This is a genomic window from Patescibacteria group bacterium, from assembly GCA_041659765.1.
Classification (GTDB): Bacteria; Patescibacteriota; Patescibacteriia; order UBA9934; family UBA9934; genus JAGORL01.
The window spans coordinates 394,921-414,737 of the sequence record JBAZXR010000001.1 but is presented as its reverse complement, the minus strand read 5'-3'; the positions used below and the strand labels follow the sequence as shown (position 1 = coordinate 414,737).

The following is a 19,817-nucleotide window of genomic DNA, read 5'->3' as shown; positions in this document are numbered from 1 at the left end:
AACTTTTATGATCTTCTCGATTAAAAAATTGACTGACCTTGAAAGGGAGATCTGTCTCAAGACCTTGAGCCCAAAATCCCTGTATGCACTTGTGGGATGTGCGATTCTAAACAAGGAAAGCCTATCTGTGGTGCGGATGGGGGATGGCGAACGAAAAATATTGGAGGCGGATATAAATAAACCATTTACCACTTTTAACAAAGCAAGTGACAATTGGAATGTGAGACTCGGTGTGGAGGGGATATCGGTCAGCGACCCGCAGAAAAAGATTGAAATCGCTGGCAATAACTGTACATATTTTGCACCATCAATTTCTGGTATCTCATTTCCGCAGTATTATTTATATAATTTCTTTAAACCTCGTCCGTACTATTTTGATAATTTCTTTGTGAATGATTGGTCGAAGGAGATGGTCCAGACGCTGATTGAGGCGAGCGATGGCGTATTTATTATGCATCGAGATTACCAACAGATTGTCGATAATTTTAATACCCACTATTCATTTTCGAAGCCTGTACGATTTGCCGGTTTTCCAAAGAATAGTTGGGAAGATAATGACGAGGCTGTTGCAGCTGCTCTCCACTCGGGAATGCAACTGGTTTTATTTAGTGCGGGTCCTGGAGGAAAAATTATCGGACCAGAAATTGCCAAGTCAGAGAACAAAATTGTTCTGGACATTGGAAACACACTGATACCTTGGAGCGAAAAGAAATAACAAAGAGGTTACGCGAGCGAGTCGCCTTCAAGTACCTGGTTAAGTACTCGGACGATCCCTTCATGAATTTCTTGAGGGTCGAGGAGTTTTACAATTAGCTTGTGTTCTTTAGTGCTCAGTTTTGTTTTTGACAGGCGTTTGACCGCAGCCACCACAACGGCGGGGTCTGCGAATGATTTGATGACCATTCGATCAAGTCCGGCCTTGCGAAGTACGTCTGCAATCCCAATATTTTCTGACACTAAGACAGAACAGCCGTGAACTAACGCCTCGGCCGCTACATTACAGAACGTTTCGAAATGCGACGGGACAACTAGCAGATCAAGTGACTGATAGAATGTTTGCAAGTCTTCCTGATTCATCGGATCTTTTCGCTCGATGGTTTCTGAGATCCCAAACCGTTCATCCCAGAATGAGGTCACCATGATGGCCCGATGCGGCCATTGTTCTTCCTGAAGGGCATCATGGAGTGCTAGAAAGGCTTGGAAATTTTTGATGGCGGACCAGCGTCCAATCGCCGCCATGGTGAAGCGCGCCTTTCGCGAGTGTTTTTGATGAACCGTCCCAACATGCGAGACGGGGTTCGGAATGACGATGCCTTTTTTTACCGACCGATGGACAATTTCGTGCTCAACGACTTTTCGACATAACGTTGATGGAAAAATAATGGCATTGGCTGCTGAGACTATTGACTGTTCGTAGGTGAGCAACCGCCTTCGGACGAAATATCCCTTGTTGCCAACTTCTTTTTGCAGCACGCCCGCGTAACGCAAAACCATCGGAATGCCAAGCTCCTGGGCTGCTTGGGCCAGAATCCATGGTGCAGAATACGTCCCGTTAATAAGGACAATATCTGGTGCTTCTTTTCGCAAGATATTTTTAGTTGTTTCAATAAGGACGTCCCATTTTTTTCGAATGTTTCCGCTCAAAGAGAGCGAGATTAGAAATAGTAATCCCGCCAAAGGCATCGCGTTGTACATTTGTAGCGATCTTCATGACTTCAGTATAGCAGGCTGGTTCATATTTGTTTTGGCAATAGATTTCTGCTAACATCTGCGCCGTATGCGCGTCGCGATTATTGGCGGGGGAGCAGCGGGCATGATGTGTGCCGCTACTATCCACGAGGCTGACCCCTCGGCGGAGATTTTTCTGTTGGATCGCAACGATGGATTGGGAAAGAAAGTGATCATCTCGGGAGGCGGGCGGTGCAATGTGACGACGGGCATCCTCGACGTGAAGACTGTGCTGACTAAGTACCCGCGCGGGGGGAAGTTTTTGACCCACGCCATGTATGCGTTTCCACCGGAAGCCGTGTATGAGTGGTTCGAGTCTCACGGCGTTCCACTCAAGACGCAGAACGACCTTCGAGTTTTTCCTGTTTCTGACGACGGCCATGACATCGTCGGCGTGTTTGAGCAGATGTTTGCTGACTCGAAGGTCCACGTGATGCTGAAGAAGTCCGTGGTGTCCGTCGAAAAACGCGGTGACGAGTTCTACGTGAATACCAAAGACCAGATCGCGCCCGTTATTGTCGACAAACTTGTGTTGACCACGGGCGGACAGGCGTATCGACAAACAGGTTCGACGGGTGATGGTTACGCCTTCGCCGCGTCTTTGGGTCACTCGATCACTTCGCTCGCGCCGAGCTTGAACGCGTTCTTCACAAAAGAGACCTGGCCATCGAAGATTTCGGGTCTGTCATTCGAGAAGGCGACGATTATGGCGAAGCGGGACAAGAAACCACATTTTACCGGACCATTTTTGTTTACTCATAAAGGCGTGAGCGGTCCCGCGGTCTTTGCGTTGTCTTCGCTGGTTGCATTTGAAAAGTACGACGCGACTAATCCACTAGAGATCACCATTGACCTGTTCTCGGACGAGACGCTCGACGATCTGCGAGTGAGATTCGAAACGATCTGTACAGAAAATTACAACAAACAATTCGATAACGTGTTGAGTTTGCTGATCCCGAGGTCTCTCGCCGAGATCATCGTGGCCGAGCTCGACATCTCGACCTCAAAGCGCGCGAATCAGGTTTCGAAGAAAGAAATTAATAAGGCGCTTTCTTGGCTGAAGGCAATTCCTCTTTCGGTGATCCAGCGAGGAGCTGGCGACGAGTTCGTAACAGCTGGGGGAGTCAGCCTAGACGAAATTGATCCAAATACCATGGAGTCGAAAATCTGCCCGGGCCTCTATTTCGCGGGGGAGATCATGGACGTGGACGGGTACACCGGCGGGTTCAATTTACAGGCTTCTTGGGCTGCCGGACGCCTGGTTGGGGTCAGCACTTGCCAAGAATGATTTTTTCCGCTAATATTCGCCAATCACTTTAAGAAACGAGTAGCAATGAGCGCAAGCCCCTATGTTTAATAGCTTTAAGGCCAAGAGTGCCGGTGGTTGGAAGGATAAGAAGAAGAGTTATGGTGGCAGTGATTCACGCCCCATGGAGATGCACGAGGCTGTCTGTAGCGCGTGTAACAAGACCTGCGAAGTTCCATTCAAGCCGAATGGTCGCAAGCCAGTTTTCTGTAGCGACTGTTTCAGACGCGATGAAAACCAGGATGATCGTCCAGCTTACCCAGAGAAGCGCTCCTTCCGCGATGACCGCGGTGGTGACCGTGGATTTGACCGCAGCTTTGACCGTGGACCAGACCGCAGCTTTGATCGTCCAGAGCGTGCTGAACGCGCTCCAGAGCGCCCAAGCAATGATCGTCAGCTGGCCGAAGTACTTGGAGAAATGCGCATCATGAACAGCAAGCTTGAAGCAATCTTGAAGGCTCTCACGGTTTCCAAAGAATAATGAAACGCAGAGAACCGTCAGCAATGACGGTTTTTTGTTTTATCGGGCCTTAAAATTAGAGAAGTATTTAATCGCGTTTTTGGCGTAGGCCTTTCTTTTTGGATTCGCGTAGACAAGCGTGCGTAACCAAGCAAGCCGGTACGGCGTGAGTGGGAACTCGGATTTGTATTTTGCTTTAAAAAGCAGGTTAAATGTTGCCTGGTTTGTGAGGTGTTCTTTTTTAAACCAGATTTCCAGTGTCGGGATGAGTTCATCGATCGCGTTACGTTTGAGCTGCGCTGAAAGCCGTGTCAGCTGTTCCTCGGGGAGGTGAAAGAAGAGAGCCAGTTCCTGCACGTGTTTCTCGGGCTGCTGCTGGAGTTGTCGAAGTTCGTCCCTGAGGAAGTCTTGGTACCGCGGAGTCTGCGGATTGCGCACGATCGGCCGGCCGTTGTGTTCAGCAATATTTCGGAACACTTCGGCGTATGACGCGCCGGCGCGCGTCGACTCACGGATGGCCATGCGTAAAAACCAGACATCTCGTTTACTCAAGAAGACGCCATGAATCTTTTTTGCGTACTGTTCCAGATTGAAACCGAACATCGCATCTTCGCCAAGCGAAGCGTCAGGTATCCCTCCGGCGCAGACACTCGCCACGACCCGGCTGATCATATGAGGACCAGACAAGGTCGTTGGGGTCATCCAGGGAGAAAGTTTATCGTCCGTGGCATTTAAGGCGTGCGAGAGGTGGTACCATTTTCCAAAGTTTCGGAGCGCGCTGATATGTTTTTTGAAGAAGGCAGTTTTTTGTGGATCAGGATTGTCCATGTCGAGAATCATACGCAACCCCCCTGAGGCCGCAATGGCCGATGGCGTTTTTTGGAAGGCTCGATAGACTTTCTGAAGATATGTCGGATCTTCCGGGAACGTATCAGCGTCAATATGCACCAGGACGCCATCCCGCTCTTGTTCAAGATACCTTTTGGCTATTGCGTGGAGCCCAAAGTTTCTGGCCTTGCCGACGTTGCAGTGCAGGATTTCTTGCCCCCGTGAGCTGCGATCAAGAAGACGAATAGGGAGGCCATGCGGAGACCTTTGGAGATAATCCATGGTCCGAGCGTTTTCTTGGCGCACCTCAGAAGATGCATCTTCGCCGTTGTTCACGAGATAGACAACCTCGAACATATCCCGGGGGAGTTGTTGCTTAGCAAAAGCGTCGAGTTGTGTTTTGAGACGCCGGAGACTTTCATTAAACATGGGTACGAATATGGTCAAGACGCATGTTTGTGCGAGTGGCGGGAGTGGTAGACGGTAGCTTGCGAGCTGTGATTCTATCGCCTGCGCGGCTCGGGTGAGGTCAGGCGTCGGATAGAGATCAAGGGAGAAGCCTTTCATCAATTGCATAAAGCGGGTAGTATAGGGAAAATTGAATTTCACTGTATCATTTCTTATCATTCTATGCGAATCGCCCTGATCCATTCCGGAAAAAAAGTAGGTACCGGAGCTTGGTACATTAATGACCTGATCCGTAAAAGCCTCTCGGCGTTGGGGGTCTCTGTGCGAGAATTCTATCCGCGAGATAATTTGTTGGACGCTCCGGTGCACCTCAAAGGCCTGAAGAACATTTTTTTCTTTCAGTCGTTGCTCGAGAAACATCGGACCATCCTGAAGCATTGTGATTTGATTCAAGGAACCACGTATACGCCGATTGCCCTGTTGCCGTTTTCTATTCCGGTGGTGTCTCATTTTGGATCAACTACCTACGGATTCTTGAAGGCGGTTCCACAAGCCAAAGATCCTGATGAACGAGAGGTTCGTGAGCAGTGGTACGCGTTGCGAAAACAGGGTGCGATCACTGAACTGAACGTGAAGACTCGCCGGCCGCTCAGAGATGTGGCGGAGATTGAGGAGTATGTCGCCAAACGCGCTGAGGGAGTTATCGCGACGTCGCAAGGGGTGGTCGAGGAGCTACAAGAGATGGGGGTTAAGACGGAGCACATCCGCCTCATTCATAATGCCATTGAAGATTACTGGTTTCTTCCGAACAAACACACTGGCGAGACCACGCCGGGGGTGGTTTTTCTTGGTCGCTTAGGGGGCGATGTGTTTACGCTGAAGCTGAAGGGTTTTGACCGTCTCGCACATATCTTTCTCAAATTGCCGAGTGTGCCAAAGATGATCGTCGGCATGACTGATAGCAAGACGCTGATCCCGTGGATGGAAACGCATTTTAAGAATACGGTCCTTCAGCTGAATACCTTGAAAGAGCAGATTCCCGCTTTACTTGATGCTTGGTCTGGCAGCGTGCTGTTCATCTCTTCACGGTACGAGGGATTCAGCTTGAGTTTGATCGAGGGGATGTCTCGTGGACTGGTGCCGGTTACCTTTGCGGTTGGCGTTGCGCCAGAGATCATTGTGAACGGGAAGAACGGGTACATTGTGCATTCCACGAAAGAAGCTCAGACAGTGATTAAGCAACTTTTGCAGGATAACGCTTTGCGAACAAGACTTTCCCAAGAGGCCAGAGCGACGGCGGAGGTTTTTACTACCAAACGTATGGCCCAGCAGATGAAGGCTTTCTATACAGAAATTATCGCTCAGGATAGATCGGCCAAAAAGAAAAAATAATGCGTTATACTGGCCGTAAGTAATTCTCCCCCTATGCACATGTCTTTGGTCGGCCGAGTTTTGTCCGTGGTGGCGGTTCTTTCACTCATGGGCGCAGGCTGCACAACTTCGTCTTCAGTGACGCCGGGCACTCCCGCGCCAGACTCGACTAATTTAGCCTCAACTTCGACCATCAGTGTCACCTCGCCCAAGGCCGGTTCGACGGTTACGGACGAGTACACTATTACTGGCCAAGCTCCAGCTGGTAAGTCGGTATATGTCGCGGTGCTGGTGGGTGAAAATCCAGTCTCTCTGACATATGCAGATCCTGATGCGGCTGGGAATTTCACTATGCCAAGCCCGATTATGACGAGCGTTCCCGATGGTGCGTTTACACTCGAATTTTATAACGTCGACGATAATTACGATTGGGTAAATACGCTCTTGGTTCCGCTTAAACTTGCTCGGTAGTATTATTGGGCAGTGAACAGCGGTCGTCATCGAAAACTTGGTATTGGTCTTCTCACACTCCTCGTCGTGACCTCTTTTCGAGTTTCCTCAATCACTCACGCCGATGACACGCTGACACCACTTCAACAGCAGTTAAAAGAAATCGAACGGCAAATTGCTGAGGACAAGGCTGAGATCGCCAAGACGCAGGGACAGGCGAAGACACTCGCGAATAAGATTAAGGCGCTGGGACAGCAACAGGCGCTGTTGCAATTGCAGATCAAGTCCACCGAGGTAACCTTGAGTGATGCTGAGAACCGCTTGCAAGACGCGCAGATCGCGCTTCAGGATAATGAGAAACAGCGAGAAATTCTCCGTGACCAGCTAGCTCAAGTTATTCGACGACTACACGTGGCGGATAATAAAAATCTTCTACTGACGTTTATTTCCAGTAAGAATATTTTTGATGTTTTAGATACAGCTAACGAATATCAGCAGTTAACCGGAGATTTGTCGGGAGCGGTTGTTCGAGCGAAGGAGACGTCGGTTAAGCTCGCCGAGCAGGAGTCTGAGTACGCGCTTGAACAAGAAGAAGCGGCTAGGTTGCAGGCTCTGCATGGCCTCCAACAGGTAAGTTTGCGGATGAGTGTGGGTGAACAGAAGACGCTCCTAACGGAGACGAAGGGACAGGAAGCCGAATATCAGGCCGAGCTTGGCGATCATAAGGCGCAGGCCGCTGCCATTAGAAACCGTATTTACGAACTGCTCGATACTGGGAATACGCACATCACTTTTGGCGAGGCCGTCAAGATTGCTACGTGGGTTGGCGATCAAACGGGAATTGAACCGGCCTTCCTACTATCGGTACTAAGCCAAGAATCAAATCTCGGTTCAAACGTCGGCACGTGTAATCGTGTGGGCGATCCGCCAAGCAAGAATTGGAAAGTAGTCATGAAGCCGACGCGCGACCACACGCCATTCTTGGCGATTATGGATGACCTCGACCGAAGTCCCGAAGGCACGCCCATCTCTTGCCCCATGCGTGACAAATCCGGCGGACAGATTGGCTGGGGTGGCGCCATGGGCCCGGCCCAGTTCATTCCGTCTACCTGGGTCGGCTACTCATCTAAAGTAACTAAGCTCACTGGCCAGGCGGCGGACCCGTGGGATATTCGTGACGCTTTTGTTGCTTCGGCTCTAAAGCTTATGAACGACGGAGCTGGCGGTGGTGACGAGGGGGAGTGGGCGGCGGCTATGCGCTACTTCAGCGGTTCGACTAACACGCGATTCCGTTTTTACGGGGATCAAGTTATGACGCGGACGGAGCAGTATAGGGAGGACATTAAAGAACTCCAAAGCTAATCACTTATGAAATGCACGATCTGCAAAAGTAGTCATTCCAGCTATTACTCCTGCAAGGACGGCACCTTGAGCGCGATGAACCTGAGTAGTAAACAACAGCGACAGCTCATGAAGGAAGCTGATGAGGCTCTCGCGCATGGGAAGGCGTACCAATCGGTGGAGGAATTGCATGCCGATATCCTTCAGCAGTGAGACCGATAATAACTCAGTTTTTTAGCTATGCCCTGCCCCTCCTGCACAGAAAACAGAACAGATTTTTACTACAGCGGGGCTGATATTTTTGGCGAGGAAGTACGGATTCCCGGAGTCCATTGCGGGCTTTGTTATGCGCCGGAGTATCCGAATATGTCCTATCCACGACTGGAGATTCGCGACTGCCCAGACTGTGGCGCGGTGTGGCTGATGGATTATTTTTGGGCAGATCACCCGCCGCTAATTTTAGGTGGCAAGGTTTTAAAAACTCCTGAGGAATGTGCGGCCGCAATTCAACAGGTGCTTGGTATTATGCACGAGAACTTGAGGACAGGCTCGATGAAACAAAAAGAATTTGATCAGTCATCACAGTGTTTGTCGGCGTTCCTAGCCAAGATTGCGGTACAATAGAAGTAATATGGCAAAAATTTCTGAAATTCACGGACGAGAAATTCTGGACTCTCGTGGCAACCCGACAGTCGAAGTAGACCTTGTGATCGACTCAGGAGAGATGGTACGTGCTTCGGTTCCTTCGGGAGCCTCGACTGGCAAACGGGAGGCTATTGAACTGCGTGACGGCGACAAGAAGCGCTACGCGGGCAAAGGTGTCTTGAACGCGGTTAATTTTGTGAATACGGAAATTGCCAAGCTCGTCATCGGTCAAGACCCGCTCGAGCTTGAGAAGATAGACAAGATGATGATCGATCTGGACGGCACAGAGAATAAAGGCAGACTCGGCGCGAACGCTATCCTCGGCGTCTCACTCGCAGTCTTGAAGGCTGGCGCAGCAACGTCTAACCTGCCTATTTACCAATACATCAAAGAAAAGTATCGACCAAATACGCCGTACGTCATGCCGGTGCCGATGTTTAATATTTTGAATGGCGGACTCCACGCGGAAGGGTCGTCAGACTTCCAAGAGTACAAGATTGCGGCTATTGGCGCACCGAGCCTCAAGGAAGCCGTGCGCTGGAGTGCAGAAGTTTTCCATGTGCTGAAGAAACTCCTGCATGATCGCGGACTGACAACGACCGTGGGAGACGAGGGCGGTTTTGCTCCGGCTATGAAGTCGAACGATGACTACCCGCAGATTATTGTGGAGGCCATTGAGAAGGCTGGCTACAAACCCGGCGAAGACATTTATCTTGCCCTCGATCCGGCTTGCAGTGCGCTGTGGGACAACGGCAAATATAATTTGAAGCGTGATGGCCGAGTGTTGAACTCGGAGGAGATGATTGCGTTCTGGGTAGATTGGGTGAGCAAGTATCCGATCATTTCTATTGAAGATGGTTTGGGCGAGGATGATTGGGAGAATTGGAAGAAGCTTTACATCACGCTCGGCAAGAAAATTCAGATCATGGGAGATGATCTCCTTGTGACCAACCCGAAGATCATCAAGAAAGCCATTAAAGACAAACTCGCGAACTCTGCGCTGATCAAGATCAACCAAATCGGTTCCATGTCAGAAACTATCGAGGCCGTGAACCTGGCGCACGCGGCTAAGTGGTCCGCAGTTGTCTCACATCGTTCCGGCGAGACCGAAGATACGACCATCGCTGACCTTGTTGTCGGCCTCGGTACAGGAATGATCAAGACTGGCTCGGCCAACAGGTCTGAGCGCGTGGCCAAGTACAACCAGCTGATGCGTATTGAAGAAGAACTTGGGGCCGTGGCCATGTATCCTGGTATGAGCGCCTTCGGGAATATTAAGAACGTAGGTTAGGAACAAAAAAACCATCGAGTCGAGCTCGATGGTTTTTGGTTTGTATTAGTTGCCGGCGGAGAAAGTGAGCGGAACTTTTGTAAACTTGATTAAATTGCCGGCCTCGTCTTTTTCCCCTACCCGCAGTTCAATCTTTGGATCATGTTCTCCCATCATCCAGATTTCTTTGAAGTAAAAGGCACCCTTGTCGTCAGCCGTGACCTGGACTTCCACATTCTTATTACCGAATTCATACAAACCCGCGTAAACCGCTGCTCCTGGCGTGGCGCCTGTTCCGGTTACCTGGAGTGGGACGGTCGTCACGGTTTCGTTAGCTTTAGGGGAGGTAACCTGCACGTTTGCATTGGCCGTATTTGCTTCCTCTAGACCTTTTTTGAAGGCGTCAGCTGGGGAACCGGATGATCCGCCGGCACAGCCGGCACCTACTAAGGCAATCGCGCCGAGCGTTAGTCCAAACTTGGCCAAAAATGACTTTGTCATAACCAATTAACAAAGAGTTAGTGGGTAAAGGGTAGCATGGCTCGCCCGTAGGGGATAGGGCTACGCCCGAGGGTGGTAGAATGTCGCAACTATGACCCAAGCCGAAGCTTTGACCATTCTGAAAACGGGCGCCAACGTCTTCCTCACGGGGGAGCCAGGCGCGGGCAAGAGCCATACGGTGCGCGAATATGTGCACTATTTGCGTACCCACGGGGTCGAACCGGCCATTACCGCTTCGACCGGCATCGCGGCGACCCATATTGGCGGGTTGACTATCCATTCGTGGAGCGGGATCGGCATTAAGAAGGATCTCAGTAAGTACGACATTCGCGAGATCGGGACGAACGATCGAGTGGCTAAGCGCATGCGCAACATGCATGTTTTGATTATTGACGAGGTGTCCATGCTCGACGCGAATATATTGGGGCTCGTCGACGCCGTGCTGCGCGGAGTCCGCGAGAACCACGCGCCGTTTGGCGGAATGCAAGTAATCTTCGTTGGTGACTTCTTCCAGCTCCCACCGGTGAGTCGGAACGACGAAGAACCGGCTGAGTTTTCATTCATGGCTGATGCCTGGCATTCCGCCAAGCCTATTATTTGCTATTTGAGCGAACAACACCGCCAGGAAGACCCGGCGTTCTTGGAGGTGCTGACATCTTTGCGTTCGGGGCGCGTGCCCGAGGAACATAGGGAGCGATTGCTCGCTCGCCAACAGCCAGTAGGCTCGGGCGTGGAGATTACGAAACTGTTCCCGCACAATGCTGATGTCGATCGTATAAACACCGCGCAACTCGCGAAGATCCCGGGCGAAGTGAAGTCATTTAAGATGGTAGACATGGGAAATCCTAAAATGTGCGAGGCTTTACGACGCGGTTGTTTGTCGCCCGAGAGACTCGACTTGAAGGTCGGCGCACGAGTTATGTTCACTCGCAACAACTTCGACGATGGTTACGTTAACGGTACGACGGGGGAGGTAGAGGGATTTTCGAGAGACACGGGATTCCCGATCGTGAAGACGCGGTCAGGCAGAACTATTGAGGCTAAGCCTGCCAGCTGGGCTATTGAGGGAGAGTCGCGGTCGCTCGCCGCGATTTCGCAAATCCCGCTTCGGCTAGCTTGGGCGATGACCGTACACAAGAGTCAGGGGATGTCGCTCGACGCGGCGTATGTTGATCTTTCTGGTGCGTTTGCTTTCGGACAAGGTTATGTTGCACTGTCGCGCGTGCGTACCCTCGACGGCTTGTTCCTCGGCGGTTTGAATGAACGAGCGCTTGAGGTCGACCAGAATGTCCTGGTTCAAGACGGTCAGTTTAGAGAGGAGTCAGATATTGCGCGCGAGAAGTATGGCAGCGCCGATGCGTCAAAACTCGAACTCAAGCAAAAGGGTTTTATTGTCGCTTGTGGAGGCCGGGTGACTGCTCGCACACCCATTGAAATGCTCGCCGCCCCGTTAACGCCAACTAAGCGTAGTAAGGAGCCGCGCTACGAACAAACGCTCGCGCTTCTACTCGAGGGTAAAACTATCGACGAGGTAGCGGCCGAGCGGGGGAGAAAGGCCGGAACTATTATCGAGCACCTCGAGAAATTGAAAGAGCTCGGCGGCTTGCCAAAGACAGGTCTGGAACACCTTAAGAACGAGAAAGCTTTGGCTGACATTCATGGTGCTTTCCGAAAGTTGAAAACCCAGCAACTGAGCCCGGTACTCACACATCTGAACCGTAAGTACTCGTACGATGATATTAAGTTGGCCAGGTTGTTCTATTTTTAGTAGAGCCTTGACTACTAATAACGCATTACGTTATCATTCAGCTGTATGATCCGATCATTTGGTGACGCCGACACGGAGCATATTTTTCGGAGGACGATCGTGCGAAGATACTCCGTCGAGCTGCAGAGAGCTGCACTGCGAAAAATTCTGCACGTTCACGCCGCAGCAAAACTCGAGGATCTCAAAGTCCCGCCGGGCAATCGACTTGAGAAGTTAAAGGGGAAAGATTCGGACAAGTACAGCATCAGGGTGAACGATCAATGGCGAATCCGATTCAGCTGGAGAGAGGGAAATGCATACGAAGTCTGTCTGATCGATTATCACAAATAATATGAAAAAACTTAAACCCATTCATCCCGGCGAGATCCTGCTTGAAGACTTTTTGGTTCCGTTCGAGCTCACCCAGTACCGGCTCGCCAAAGATATTAATGTTCCTGCCCGTCGCATTAACGAGATTGTCCACGGCGATCGCGCCATCAGTCCCGACACCGCTCTCCGACTCGCAAAATATTTTGGCAATAGTCCTGAATTTTGGATGAACCTCCAGGCGCACTACGATCTCGAGATCCTCGGCGAGAGTTGGTCAAGGACCATCGAAAAACAAGTCCGAGTATTTCAGGCTGCCTAAAATGAAACACCCCGCTAACGCGATCCTCGGTCGAGGTGTTTCGCGGAGCGGGGCGACTTTAGGAACGAGTTGCGCCCTTGTAGTGGAGTATGACGAGACAAACGAGATGAGAGGTAGCGAGCGGACAACTGAGGAGAATGAGCGGGGGCGTGATGATCGATATCATCACGATGGCGAAGATAAGAACTGTTGAGATGAGCATGCACACCGTCAGAGTCCAGTCGAAAATGGACGGTTGACTTTGTACTTGTTGAGCCGATTCAGTCTGAGACACGCAGCCTCCAATGAGTGATTTTACCCCACTTCAGAATAAACATCTTTTTGGCTTTAGTCAACAAAATTTGGCTATTTTCAGTCCTTTAGTGTATGATCCCGCCACTTTTATGGACCATGGAGATGTCATTGTTCGGTTTCAGGGAGTGACGTTTGGCTACGACGCGGAGAACCCACTCCTCGACGAAGCCGATTTTTCGGTACGTGAGAATAGCAAGCTGACGGTCATGGGCCAGAACGGGGCGGGGAAGAGCACCATTTTCAAATTGCTCACCGGTGCATTAAAGCCAGATCGTGGCGAGATCCATATTAAACAGGGCGCGAGTATCGCGATTGCTACCCAGGTAATGCCACTCGAGAAACTCGGCTTTTCAGTTCGGGAGTTTTTTGCCTCGGCGTTTACAGAGAAGCATTACGACCTCGACAAGAGAATCACCGACGTGCTCGCGGTTGTGAACCTCGTCGCACCGCTCGAAAAGATCATCAAGGAATTCTCTGGTGGACAACAGGCTCGTTTGCTCCTCGCCTACGCACTTATCCAAGAACCTGACATTCTGTTGCTCGATGAGCCGACGAATAACCTGGACTCTGACGGCATTGCCGAGCTGACGGCGTTTTTGATCATGTACGAAAAAACGGTGCTGGTTATTTCCCACGATGCAGACTTTTTGAACTCGTTTACTGACGGCGTGTTGCACCTTGATGTGTACACCGGGAAGGTCGATAAGTACGACGGTAACTATGCTGACGTGGTTGTGCAAATCACGGCGCGTGTTGAGCGTGAGCAAATGAAGAACGCTCGCCTGCTCAAAGAGATTCAAGATAGAAAAGACAAGGTAAACTTCTTCGCGCACAAAGGCGGAAAGATGCGCAAACTCGCGAGCAAGCTGAAGGACCAGGTAGAAGAAGCAGAAGAGAACATGGTTGACGTGAAGAAAGATGACCGGACGATTCGTGCTTTCCAGATTCCAGCACAACCGTGGAGTGATAACGTGTTGTCTATTTCTTCTATTAAGGTCATTAAGAATCACGAACCGGAAGATAAGCCGGTGAAGGTTTATTTGCGCAAGGGCCAGAAACTTTTGATCTCCGGACCAAACGGTATTGGTAAGAGCACTTTCTTGCGCACGCTCGCCGAGGGCAAGGACGAGGGAGCAAAGATTGCCAAGGACGTACGCGTTGGCTATTACCGTCAGGATTTTTCAGGCCTCGACTTCGGCAAGTCCGCCTATGACTCGTTGGCTGAGATGATGCCGGTTCCAGACAACGAAACTATCAGAAAAACCGGCGCCATGTTTCTTTTGAACGGCGATGCCCTCGCCACTAGAGTTGGTTCGCTTTCCGAAGGACAGAAAGGCTTGCTCTGTTTTGCGCGTTTTGTCATCCAGAAGCCTGGTTTATTGATTTTGGACGAGCCCACCAACCACATCAACTTCCGCCATCTGCCAGTTATCGCCAAAGCCCTAGACGCCTACGAGGGAACGATTGTTATGGTTTCCCACGCCCCGGACTTTGTCAGCCAGATTAGGTTTGGCGAAGAGCTGAATCTTGCCCAGCTTTAGCGTAAAAGTTTGACAATTCTGGTGTTTTGGGCTAGGCTGTCCCGTTCTATGGATGCCCAGTCTCTACCCACTATTTCTCGCGAACGCATGGTGCATGTGGCCCTTTTTCTTTTGAGCGCTACTTTTTTGGTGGCGTGGAATGTCCTTGACGTGCATATGACGGCCATTGATCTGGTTCCGGTGTTTGCGCTCTCTGGAGCTTTCCTAGGCTTGTCCCTCCCGCGGATCTATCGGTCATGGCTGGTGCTTCTTGGGTTGACTCTCATCCTGGCCATTGTTTCCGCATTTTTTGTAAGCGCCCTCTCTTTACAATTGTCGGTCGGTGTCCAGAAAAGCCAGGTCATTCCCGAAATGTATAAGGGGCATTTTTCACGCCGCCTCGCCGCCCAAACCTGGGATATCGCGCTCGGGGCAAAGGGGCATATGGGCATAGCTTTGCCAGAATCAGTGTCCATTGAGATTTCAAACATTACTCATAAGGCGACCATTTCCGCGGCGCAGGACGCAACGGCTATGGGAACTCTGCTTTCAGCGCTTTGTTTTCTGGTTGCACTTGTTGCTATTCCCGAAAAGAAAAAGGCTAGCGAGGAGGAGAGTTTGATCTCAGACCTAGTCACTGAGCTTGTTGCCATTGATCGTGAGCTGACCCTCGTTACGAACTAAGGCACGAACCGCCCCTTTGACTTAGGCCAGGGCGGTTTTGTGTTTCTAGGCTACGTGCTATCGTATCTGCATATGAATAACCTTTTTCTCGTGGGACAAGTGTTTTTGGGCGCCTACTTCACATTTTCTGGTTTAATGCACTTTGCCAAGGGTAAGGACATGGCCGGTTGGGTGGCGAGTAAGAAACTTCCCGCAGCCCTGGCTAGCGTCTATATTACTGGCGCCCTGCTCGTGCTCGGCGGCGTCGGTATCATGACCCAAATGTACCTGCCTTATTCTTATGGCGGGTTGATCGCATTTTTGGTGATTGCAGCCGTTACACTTCATAACTTCTGGGCCGATACTGATCCGCAGGCGCACATGGCCAACATGGTGAATTTCCAAAAGAACATCGCCCTGGCTGCGGCGTTGCTGATGCTTCTTTCTCAGAATCTTTCTTAAGTATGCAAGAACGACATCTAAAGAGCTAGACGACTTTAAGACTTGTATGAACTATCAAGCCTCGATCGAAATTGCAGCCGCCCCGGAGATAGTTTTTCCATTCGTGGCCGACCCGGCTAAACGGACTGTATGGATGCAGAAAAGCTTCGGCGGCATATACAGCATAATTAGTACTGAATTTCCGAATGGCTTCGACGAGTCTAATCCGGTTGGGACAAAGTTCATTGATCTCATCTCTCACAAATACACCCAGGCAGTCATGCGTTATAACGGCGAGATTCTACGATACAGCAAGCCAACATTGTTCGAGTTTAGAACGGAAGTTCCGTATGGTTCAACTTACGGGAAGGGTAGACCCTCGCCGACTCGTTCAATTACGAAGGTTACCTTTACCCTTGAACCAACAGGGAGTGGCGGAACTAAACTTACGTGGGCGATGGAAGACGAAACCGTCCAGAGTTTTGGTTTTTTGAATTTCTTTTTCGTGCCCGCTATTCAGGCAATGATGCGCTATACGCTGAAGCCCCTTAAAACCATGGTGGAGAAAATTTAATCTTCCAATGGCTCCCCGGGTAATGAATTCGACGCACGCCAAAGTGCGTTTTGAAGATTGAGTATCCTCGATCCGATTGGAGGGGGAGCGGGTTGGGTCCGCAGATGTCGCCGAAGTTGCAGAGCTTGAGCCCGCTTGATCGAGTGCGCTCGAACCAGTGATGAATCAGACCGGTCATGGCCTGGGACTCGCGGGCTGGCGATAAGTAGAAGCCGAGGAGATAGAAACTCGACGAAGCTTCGGTACAATTACCGGCGACGAAGGCCGCCACGATGCCGTGTGTTTTAGACTCAGCTACAAGCACCTCGACGGTTTCTGGATGCGCCTGCAGATGCCGGTCAACTAAGTGGCACATGCTGGCCCGCATGTTGGTCGGGACGCTCGATAGTTTATATGGCAGTTTGATTTCATCGTATGTGCCTAGGCGAATAGTGACGTCTGTTTGTTTTTGAAATGTTTTGAGATGTCGGCGGGCGTTGGTGCTCCAGTTCTGTTCAACTAAGCCCTCAAGAGGAACCTCGGCAATAGCATGCTTCCTCGGCGCGCCAAAAGAAGAATAACCGTGTTTGGAAATATCGTTACCGAACCCCGGTACCCATTCGTCAATGAAGATCAACGATCGAGAAGACGGGGTTATCAACCCCGCACTGGCAAATGACGAAGGGACCGGATTATTATCCGTAGAAAAAGACCGTTTCCACGTAAACAACGGATTCCTGAAGACTGTGGTCGTAAAACCGTTTGGGCGATAAACCATGTCGTCTACGCTCATCTGCGCCTCAGACGCCCAGCGGGTAGCGTCATACGGCGGTAAGGACCCCGATTGGTAGAGGGGGGAGATGTCGTTCACATATTTTAGGCGACGTGTGTCCATAGGAACGGTATACTGTGAAAGTATGCCAAAAAATGAAATTGGGATTCGGGTTTTTGCTGCCGTAGTCTTTGTTTGTGCGGTTAGCGGACTGGGGAGCGCCTTCACTATGTCCGGCCTCGCGCCATGGTATCAAACCCTGCGTCTTCCGTCGTACGCGCCAGCTGGGAACATTATTGGACTAGTTTGGACTCTCCTCTTCGCTCTTTTAGCTGCCTCGATAATCTTTTCTTGGAACGCCGCCGGAAAACACTTCTTTAAATCGGTCGGTCCGCTCTACGTCACCAACGGCCTCTTGAACGTGTTGTGGAGTTTTGTGTTTTTCAGCCTCCATGATCTGACTGCCGCTGCTGTTACGGCCGGCATCCTTGGATTCTCCGTACTGGTGCTGATTTTTGCTAACCTGAAGGTTTCAAAAATAGCTGCTGGTCTGCTCGTTCCATATTTTTTGTGGGTGTCGTTCGCTACCGTGTTAAATGTTGAAATCGTTTTGCTAAATCCGGCCGCCCCAGTCGCCAACAACGGTGTCTCCTTGCCCATGCCTGGTGACAGGGTAGACGAGGTTAGCCAGCCTAAATCATCGACCTTTACGTTTGCTACGGGCGTGAAGAAAGTGATCGACAGCCATTTGTCCCTCACTCTTGATCGGGTGAATGATTCCCGTTGCCCTGCTGACGTTCAATGCATTTGGCAGGGGGAGCTGTCGCCTGAGTTCACGGCTATCCTGGACGGGGTGAATTCTCAGGTTCGCCTAGGGACTGTGACAGTCAAAAATGCGGATGTTGGCCCGTATCATCTGACGCTAGTAGATGCAGGACTGGAAAGCGCCAAGCTGATAATCAGGCTTCCCTAAAAGTGTTTTACGACACCGAAGGGGTGAAGTTGGCCATTTCTTGGATTTCGCGTAAACTTCTCCCTTATGGAAAAAGACCTCCAACAAAGAGCTGCAGAGAACGTCCTCGGCATCGTGCGGGACGTTTTCGAACACGACGTATCACACAGGGCCATTGTTGTTTTTGATGAGGGGTGTGCGCTCAGCCAGGTACTTGTTGAAGCCTACAAATCAGCCTTGCCAGCTGCCGAGCATATTCTTTTTGACGAGCTTCGCGCGACGGAGATCGTTGAATCATTGATGGCGCTTGAGTCCGGCGACCTTGTCGTCCTCATTCAGTCTGGAAGTTTTCGTCTGAACGAATTTCGTATTCGGGTCGAACTTTTTAAGAAGGGTCTGAAAGTCATCGAGCACCCGCACCTGGCGCGCATGGATACGGACGAGACCGTCGGCATTTACGTAGACTCGCTTCATTACGACAAGGACTATTATCGAGGCGTCGGTTCAAAGCTCAAGGCGAAGGTTGATAGCGCAAAAGAAATTGTTGTGGAGTCTCCTGGATGCGAGCTCCGCTACGAGGGACCATTCGAAGATGCCAAGCTAAACGTGGGGGATTATTCCGGCATGAAAAACTGGGGCGGCATGTTCCCAATCGGCGAGGTGTTTACTGAACCAAAAAACTTAGAGAACGTGAATGGTTCGGTAAAGCTGCACGCGTTTGGCGATCGTCATTTCTTTACGAATATTCCCCCTGAACCTATTGAAATTATCGTCGAGCATGGCGTTGTGGTCGACACGAGAAATTCAACACCGGAATTTGATGCAGTCCTTGAAGAGGTGCGTGAAGAGATTGCTATCCTGCGTGAGCTCGGTCTCAGTTTGAACCGAGCCTTCACTAAAGAGCGAACGGTGCCAGATATTGGAACCTACGAGCGTAAATGCGGTGTGCATTTCTCCCTCGGTGGCAAACATGCAATTTATGCAAAAGAGGGATTCTCGCGCAAGCACTCAAAGTTCCACGTTGATGTTTTTGCTGATGTCACGCGGGTGCTGATCGACGGTACGGTTGTTTTCGAAAACGGACAGTGGTTGAAAGAGGCGCTATAAAAAATCCGCCAGACCCATGCGCTGGGAAGGCGGATTACGGTCCATGAGGATACAATTTGCGGAGTCGAGCGGCGGTTCGCTCGAGTGACATGGCGAGCTCTTTGACGTGGGTTGTCCGGACGTGGCGTCCTTTTGTCGCGGGAGCTGTGCCCATCGGACCGAACTCGCTGGTCAAATGCTCAGCCAGCGTGATTTGCGTACTGACTGCTTGCTTTAATGCCTCGAGCTGGAACACCGCGTGAGCCACCACCATTATGTCCTCGTTCTCGGCTAGTAGATCCGCTCGGACCATGTCATCAAGTTCCGAACATAGGGTGACGCACGTATTCCAGTGTTCGCACATGGCTATGAACCAGCAGAGAAAGCGGTAGCGTTTGTCTCTGAGGACGCGCCGTGACTCATTACCCATGAGACAGGGAAAGGTTCGGAAGATGATGTTTCGTTCTGAGGCCAGTGCCAGTCTGGTCATTTGCAGTTCTTGGCGCATGACCTGATCAAAATGGACGTCCGTGAAGTACGGAAGCGTAACCATGATTGCCTCCGTGTACGGGTTGAATGAACTCGCGTTACCTTAGCGAAAAGACGCACAAAAGTAAAACCGCCCTGACTTTCGTCTATAGGCGGTTCATTTTTACTTTGCTTTGGCTTTCGCTTCCAGCTTTCCAAGACGGAGGGCCTTCTGCTTGCGGCGGCGGAACTCAGCCTCCTTTCGCTTAACAGCGAACATAGCGTTCTGGTCCTTGCGGGATGTGTGTTGTCGTTGTGGCATAAAATCGACCCAATAATATGGCCGGGATTATACAGTAACCCA

Annotated in this window: 24 protein-coding genes; 18 read left to right on the top strand and 6 right to left on the bottom strand. The window is 50.8% G+C overall.

The features are described 5' to 3' along the window. The first annotated feature begins 7 nt into the window (after positions 1 to 7). Positions 8 to 715, top strand: a complete 708-nt coding sequence (locus WC813_02290) for a hypothetical protein (GenBank protein ID MFA5946831.1) — start codon at positions 8 to 10, stop codon at positions 713 to 715. A gap of 8 nt (positions 716 to 723) precedes the next feature. Here WC813_02290 and WC813_02285 read toward each other — a convergent pair whose 3' ends face one another. Beyond that, positions 724 to 1,644: a glycosyltransferase gene (locus tag WC813_02285; protein MFA5946830.1), complete on the bottom strand. Its 921-nt coding sequence runs from the start codon at positions 1,642 to 1,644 to the stop codon at positions 724 to 726. 133 nt (positions 1,645 to 1,777) lie between these two features. Between WC813_02285 and WC813_02280 the strand changes: the two genes are divergently transcribed. Next, the gene (locus WC813_02280; protein ID MFA5946829.1) at positions 1,778 to 3,016 is read left to right on the top strand and encodes an NAD(P)/FAD-dependent oxidoreductase; all 1,239 of its coding nucleotides are present in this window, start codon (positions 1,778 to 1,780) and stop codon (positions 3,014 to 3,016) included. Positions 3,017 to 3,077: 61 nt separating this feature from the next. Then, positions 3,078 to 3,515: a CxxC-x17-CxxC domain-containing protein gene (locus tag WC813_02275; protein ID MFA5946828.1), complete on the top strand. Its 438-nt coding sequence runs from the start codon at positions 3,078 to 3,080 to the stop codon at positions 3,513 to 3,515. Positions 3,516 to 3,554: 39 nt separating this feature from the next. Here WC813_02275 and WC813_02270 read toward each other — a convergent pair whose 3' ends face one another. After that, positions 3,555 to 4,898 (bottom strand): glycosyltransferase family A protein, encoded by a 1,344-nt coding sequence (locus tag WC813_02270; protein MFA5946827.1) that lies wholly within the window; start codon positions 4,896 to 4,898, stop codon positions 3,555 to 3,557. Between the two features lie 54 nt (positions 4,899 to 4,952). On the opposite strand from WC813_02270, the gene WC813_02265 reads away from it, so the two are divergent. The 6 genes from WC813_02265 (at position 4,953) to eno (ending at position 9,828) form a co-directional block, all read left to right on the top strand. Further along, positions 4,953 to 6,122: a glycosyltransferase family 4 protein gene (locus WC813_02265; protein MFA5946826.1), complete on the top strand. Its 1,170-nt coding sequence runs from the start codon at positions 4,953 to 4,955 to the stop codon at positions 6,120 to 6,122. Between the two features lie 33 nt (positions 6,123 to 6,155). Next, positions 6,156 to 6,572, top strand: coding sequence for a hypothetical protein (locus WC813_02260; protein MFA5946825.1), 417 nt, complete (start codon positions 6,156 to 6,158; stop codon positions 6,570 to 6,572). Positions 6,573 to 6,584: 12 nt separating this feature from the next. After that, positions 6,585 to 7,913, top strand: coding sequence for a hypothetical protein (locus tag WC813_02255; GenBank protein MFA5946824.1), 1,329 nt, complete (start codon positions 6,585 to 6,587; stop codon positions 7,911 to 7,913). A 6-nt stretch (positions 7,914 to 7,919) separates the two neighbouring features. Further along, entirely contained in the window at positions 7,920 to 8,105 is a 186-nt protein-coding gene (locus WC813_02250; GenBank protein ID MFA5946823.1) for a hypothetical protein, read from the top strand. 153 nt (positions 8,106 to 8,258) lie between these two features. After that, a complete protein-coding gene (locus tag WC813_02245; GenBank protein ID MFA5946822.1) occupies positions 8,259 to 8,516 on the top strand; it encodes a hypothetical protein in 258 nt (85 codons plus the stop codon). A 7-nt stretch (positions 8,517 to 8,523) separates the two neighbouring features. Next, entirely contained in the window at positions 8,524 to 9,828 is a 1,305-nt protein-coding gene (gene eno, locus WC813_02240; GenBank protein ID MFA5946821.1) for a phosphopyruvate hydratase, read from the top strand. Positions 9,829 to 9,873: 45 nt separating this feature from the next. On the opposite strand, the gene WC813_02235 is transcribed toward eno, so the two are convergent. Next, positions 9,874 to 10,308 carry a hypothetical protein gene (locus tag WC813_02235; protein MFA5946820.1) on the bottom strand — a complete coding sequence of 145 codons (435 nt, stop codon included), beginning with the start codon at positions 10,306 to 10,308 and terminating at the stop codon, positions 9,874 to 9,876. Between the two features lie 91 nt (positions 10,309 to 10,399). Here WC813_02235 and WC813_02230 point away from each other — a divergent pair, with 91 nt between their 5' ends. From WC813_02230 to WC813_02200, 7 genes are all read left to right on the top strand, one after another. Beyond that, a complete protein-coding gene (locus WC813_02230) occupies positions 10,400 to 12,076 on the top strand; it encodes a helix-turn-helix domain-containing protein (protein MFA5946819.1) in 1,677 nt (558 codons plus the stop codon). A 45-nt stretch (positions 12,077 to 12,121) separates the two neighbouring features. After that, a complete protein-coding gene (locus tag WC813_02225; protein ID MFA5946818.1) occupies positions 12,122 to 12,406 on the top strand; it encodes a type II toxin-antitoxin system RelE/ParE family toxin in 285 nt (94 codons plus the stop codon). A gap of 1 nt (position 12,407) precedes the next feature. Then, positions 12,408 to 12,704, top strand: coding sequence for a HigA family addiction module antitoxin (locus tag WC813_02220; GenBank protein ID MFA5946817.1), 297 nt, complete (start codon positions 12,408 to 12,410; stop codon positions 12,702 to 12,704). Positions 12,705 to 13,087: 383 nt separating this feature from the next. Next, positions 13,088 to 14,539, top strand: coding sequence for an ATP-binding cassette domain-containing protein (locus WC813_02215; GenBank protein MFA5946816.1), 1,452 nt, complete (start codon positions 13,088 to 13,090; stop codon positions 14,537 to 14,539). Positions 14,540 to 14,587: 48 nt separating this feature from the next. After that, positions 14,588 to 15,202 carry a hypothetical protein gene (locus tag WC813_02210; protein ID MFA5946815.1) on the top strand — a complete coding sequence of 205 codons (615 nt, stop codon included), beginning with the start codon at positions 14,588 to 14,590 and terminating at the stop codon, positions 15,200 to 15,202. Between the two features lie 72 nt (positions 15,203 to 15,274). Beyond that, complete coding sequence (locus tag WC813_02205) at positions 15,275 to 15,643, top strand: DoxX family membrane protein (GenBank protein ID MFA5946814.1); 369 nt, start codon at positions 15,275 to 15,277, stop codon at positions 15,641 to 15,643. A gap of 46 nt (positions 15,644 to 15,689) precedes the next feature. Then, a complete protein-coding gene (locus WC813_02200) occupies positions 15,690 to 16,196 on the top strand; it encodes an SRPBCC family protein (protein ID MFA5946813.1) in 507 nt (168 codons plus the stop codon). Here the strand turns inward: WC813_02200 and WC813_02195 are convergent. Further along, positions 16,171 to 17,070 (bottom strand): hypothetical protein, encoded by a 900-nt coding sequence (locus tag WC813_02195; GenBank protein ID MFA5946812.1) that lies wholly within the window; start codon positions 17,068 to 17,070, stop codon positions 16,171 to 16,173. The genes WC813_02200 and WC813_02195 overlap by 26 nt on opposite strands. Before the next feature lie 22 nt (positions 17,071 to 17,092). Here WC813_02195 and WC813_02190 point away from each other — a divergent pair, with 22 nt between their 5' ends. Then, on the top strand, positions 17,093 to 17,920 hold the full coding sequence (locus WC813_02190) for a TspO/MBR family protein (GenBank protein ID MFA5946811.1): 828 nt from the start codon (positions 17,093 to 17,095) through the stop codon (positions 17,918 to 17,920). Between the two features lie 66 nt (positions 17,921 to 17,986). Then, positions 17,987 to 19,006 (top strand): hypothetical protein, encoded by a 1,020-nt coding sequence (locus WC813_02185; GenBank protein MFA5946810.1) that lies wholly within the window; start codon positions 17,987 to 17,989, stop codon positions 19,004 to 19,006. A gap of 34 nt (positions 19,007 to 19,040) precedes the next feature. Here the strand turns inward: WC813_02185 and WC813_02180 are convergent, their stop codons facing one another. After that, complete coding sequence (locus tag WC813_02180) at positions 19,041 to 19,538, bottom strand: hypothetical protein (GenBank protein ID MFA5946809.1); 498 nt, start codon at positions 19,536 to 19,538, stop codon at positions 19,041 to 19,043. A gap of 99 nt (positions 19,539 to 19,637) precedes the next feature. Continuing rightward, complete coding sequence (locus tag WC813_02175) at positions 19,638 to 19,775, bottom strand: hypothetical protein (protein MFA5946808.1); 138 nt, start codon at positions 19,773 to 19,775, stop codon at positions 19,638 to 19,640. Positions 19,776 to 19,817 lie beyond the last annotated feature (42 nt).

Excerpts from the sequence above, each read along its gene's own strand:
- WC813_02290 (MFA5946831.1), top strand. The coding sequence starts at position 8 with ATGATCTTCTCGATTAAAAAATTGACTGACCTTGAAAGGGAGATCTGT.
- WC813_02280 (MFA5946829.1), top strand. The coding sequence starts at position 1,778 with ATGCGCGTCGCGATTATTGGCGGGGGAGCAGCGGGCATGATGTGTGCC.
- WC813_02275 (MFA5946828.1), top strand. The coding sequence starts at position 3,078 with ATGTTTAATAGCTTTAAGGCCAAGAGTGCCGGTGGTTGGAAGGATAAG.
- WC813_02270 (MFA5946827.1), bottom strand. The coding sequence starts at position 4,898 with ATGCAATTGATGAAAGGCTTCTCCCTTGATCTCTATCCGACGCCTGAC.
- WC813_02265 (MFA5946826.1), top strand. The coding sequence starts at position 4,953 with ATGCGAATCGCCCTGATCCATTCCGGAAAAAAAGTAGGTACCGGAGCT.
- WC813_02260 (MFA5946825.1), top strand. The coding sequence starts at position 6,156 with ATGCACATGTCTTTGGTCGGCCGAGTTTTGTCCGTGGTGGCGGTTCTT.
- WC813_02250 (MFA5946823.1), top strand. The coding sequence starts at position 7,920 with ATGAAATGCACGATCTGCAAAAGTAGTCATTCCAGCTATTACTCCTGC.
- WC813_02245 (MFA5946822.1), top strand. The coding sequence starts at position 8,259 with ATGTCCTATCCACGACTGGAGATTCGCGACTGCCCAGACTGTGGCGCG.
- eno (MFA5946821.1), top strand. The coding sequence starts at position 8,524 with ATGGCAAAAATTTCTGAAATTCACGGACGAGAAATTCTGGACTCTCGT.
- WC813_02235 (MFA5946820.1), bottom strand. The coding sequence starts at position 10,308 with ATGACAAAGTCATTTTTGGCCAAGTTTGGACTAACGCTCGGCGCGATT.
- WC813_02230 (MFA5946819.1), top strand. The coding sequence starts at position 10,400 with ATGACCCAAGCCGAAGCTTTGACCATTCTGAAAACGGGCGCCAACGTC.
- WC813_02225 (MFA5946818.1), top strand. The coding sequence starts at position 12,122 with ATGATCCGATCATTTGGTGACGCCGACACGGAGCATATTTTTCGGAGG.
- WC813_02220 (MFA5946817.1), top strand. The coding sequence starts at position 12,408 with ATGAAAAAACTTAAACCCATTCATCCCGGCGAGATCCTGCTTGAAGAC.
- WC813_02215 (MFA5946816.1), top strand. The coding sequence starts at position 13,088 with ATGGACCATGGAGATGTCATTGTTCGGTTTCAGGGAGTGACGTTTGGC.
- WC813_02210 (MFA5946815.1), top strand. The coding sequence starts at position 14,588 with ATGGATGCCCAGTCTCTACCCACTATTTCTCGCGAACGCATGGTGCAT.
- WC813_02205 (MFA5946814.1), top strand. The coding sequence starts at position 15,275 with ATGAATAACCTTTTTCTCGTGGGACAAGTGTTTTTGGGCGCCTACTTC.
- WC813_02200 (MFA5946813.1), top strand. The coding sequence starts at position 15,690 with ATGAACTATCAAGCCTCGATCGAAATTGCAGCCGCCCCGGAGATAGTT.
- WC813_02195 (MFA5946812.1), bottom strand. The coding sequence starts at position 17,070 with ATGGACACACGTCGCCTAAAATATGTGAACGACATCTCCCCCCTCTAC.
- WC813_02190 (MFA5946811.1), top strand. The coding sequence starts at position 17,093 with ATGCCAAAAAATGAAATTGGGATTCGGGTTTTTGCTGCCGTAGTCTTT.
- WC813_02185 (MFA5946810.1), top strand. The coding sequence starts at position 17,987 with ATGGAAAAAGACCTCCAACAAAGAGCTGCAGAGAACGTCCTCGGCATC.
- WC813_02180 (MFA5946809.1), bottom strand. The coding sequence starts at position 19,538 with ATGGTTACGCTTCCGTACTTCACGGACGTCCATTTTGATCAGGTCATG.
- WC813_02175 (MFA5946808.1), bottom strand. The coding sequence starts at position 19,775 with ATGCCACAACGACAACACACATCCCGCAAGGACCAGAACGCTATGTTC.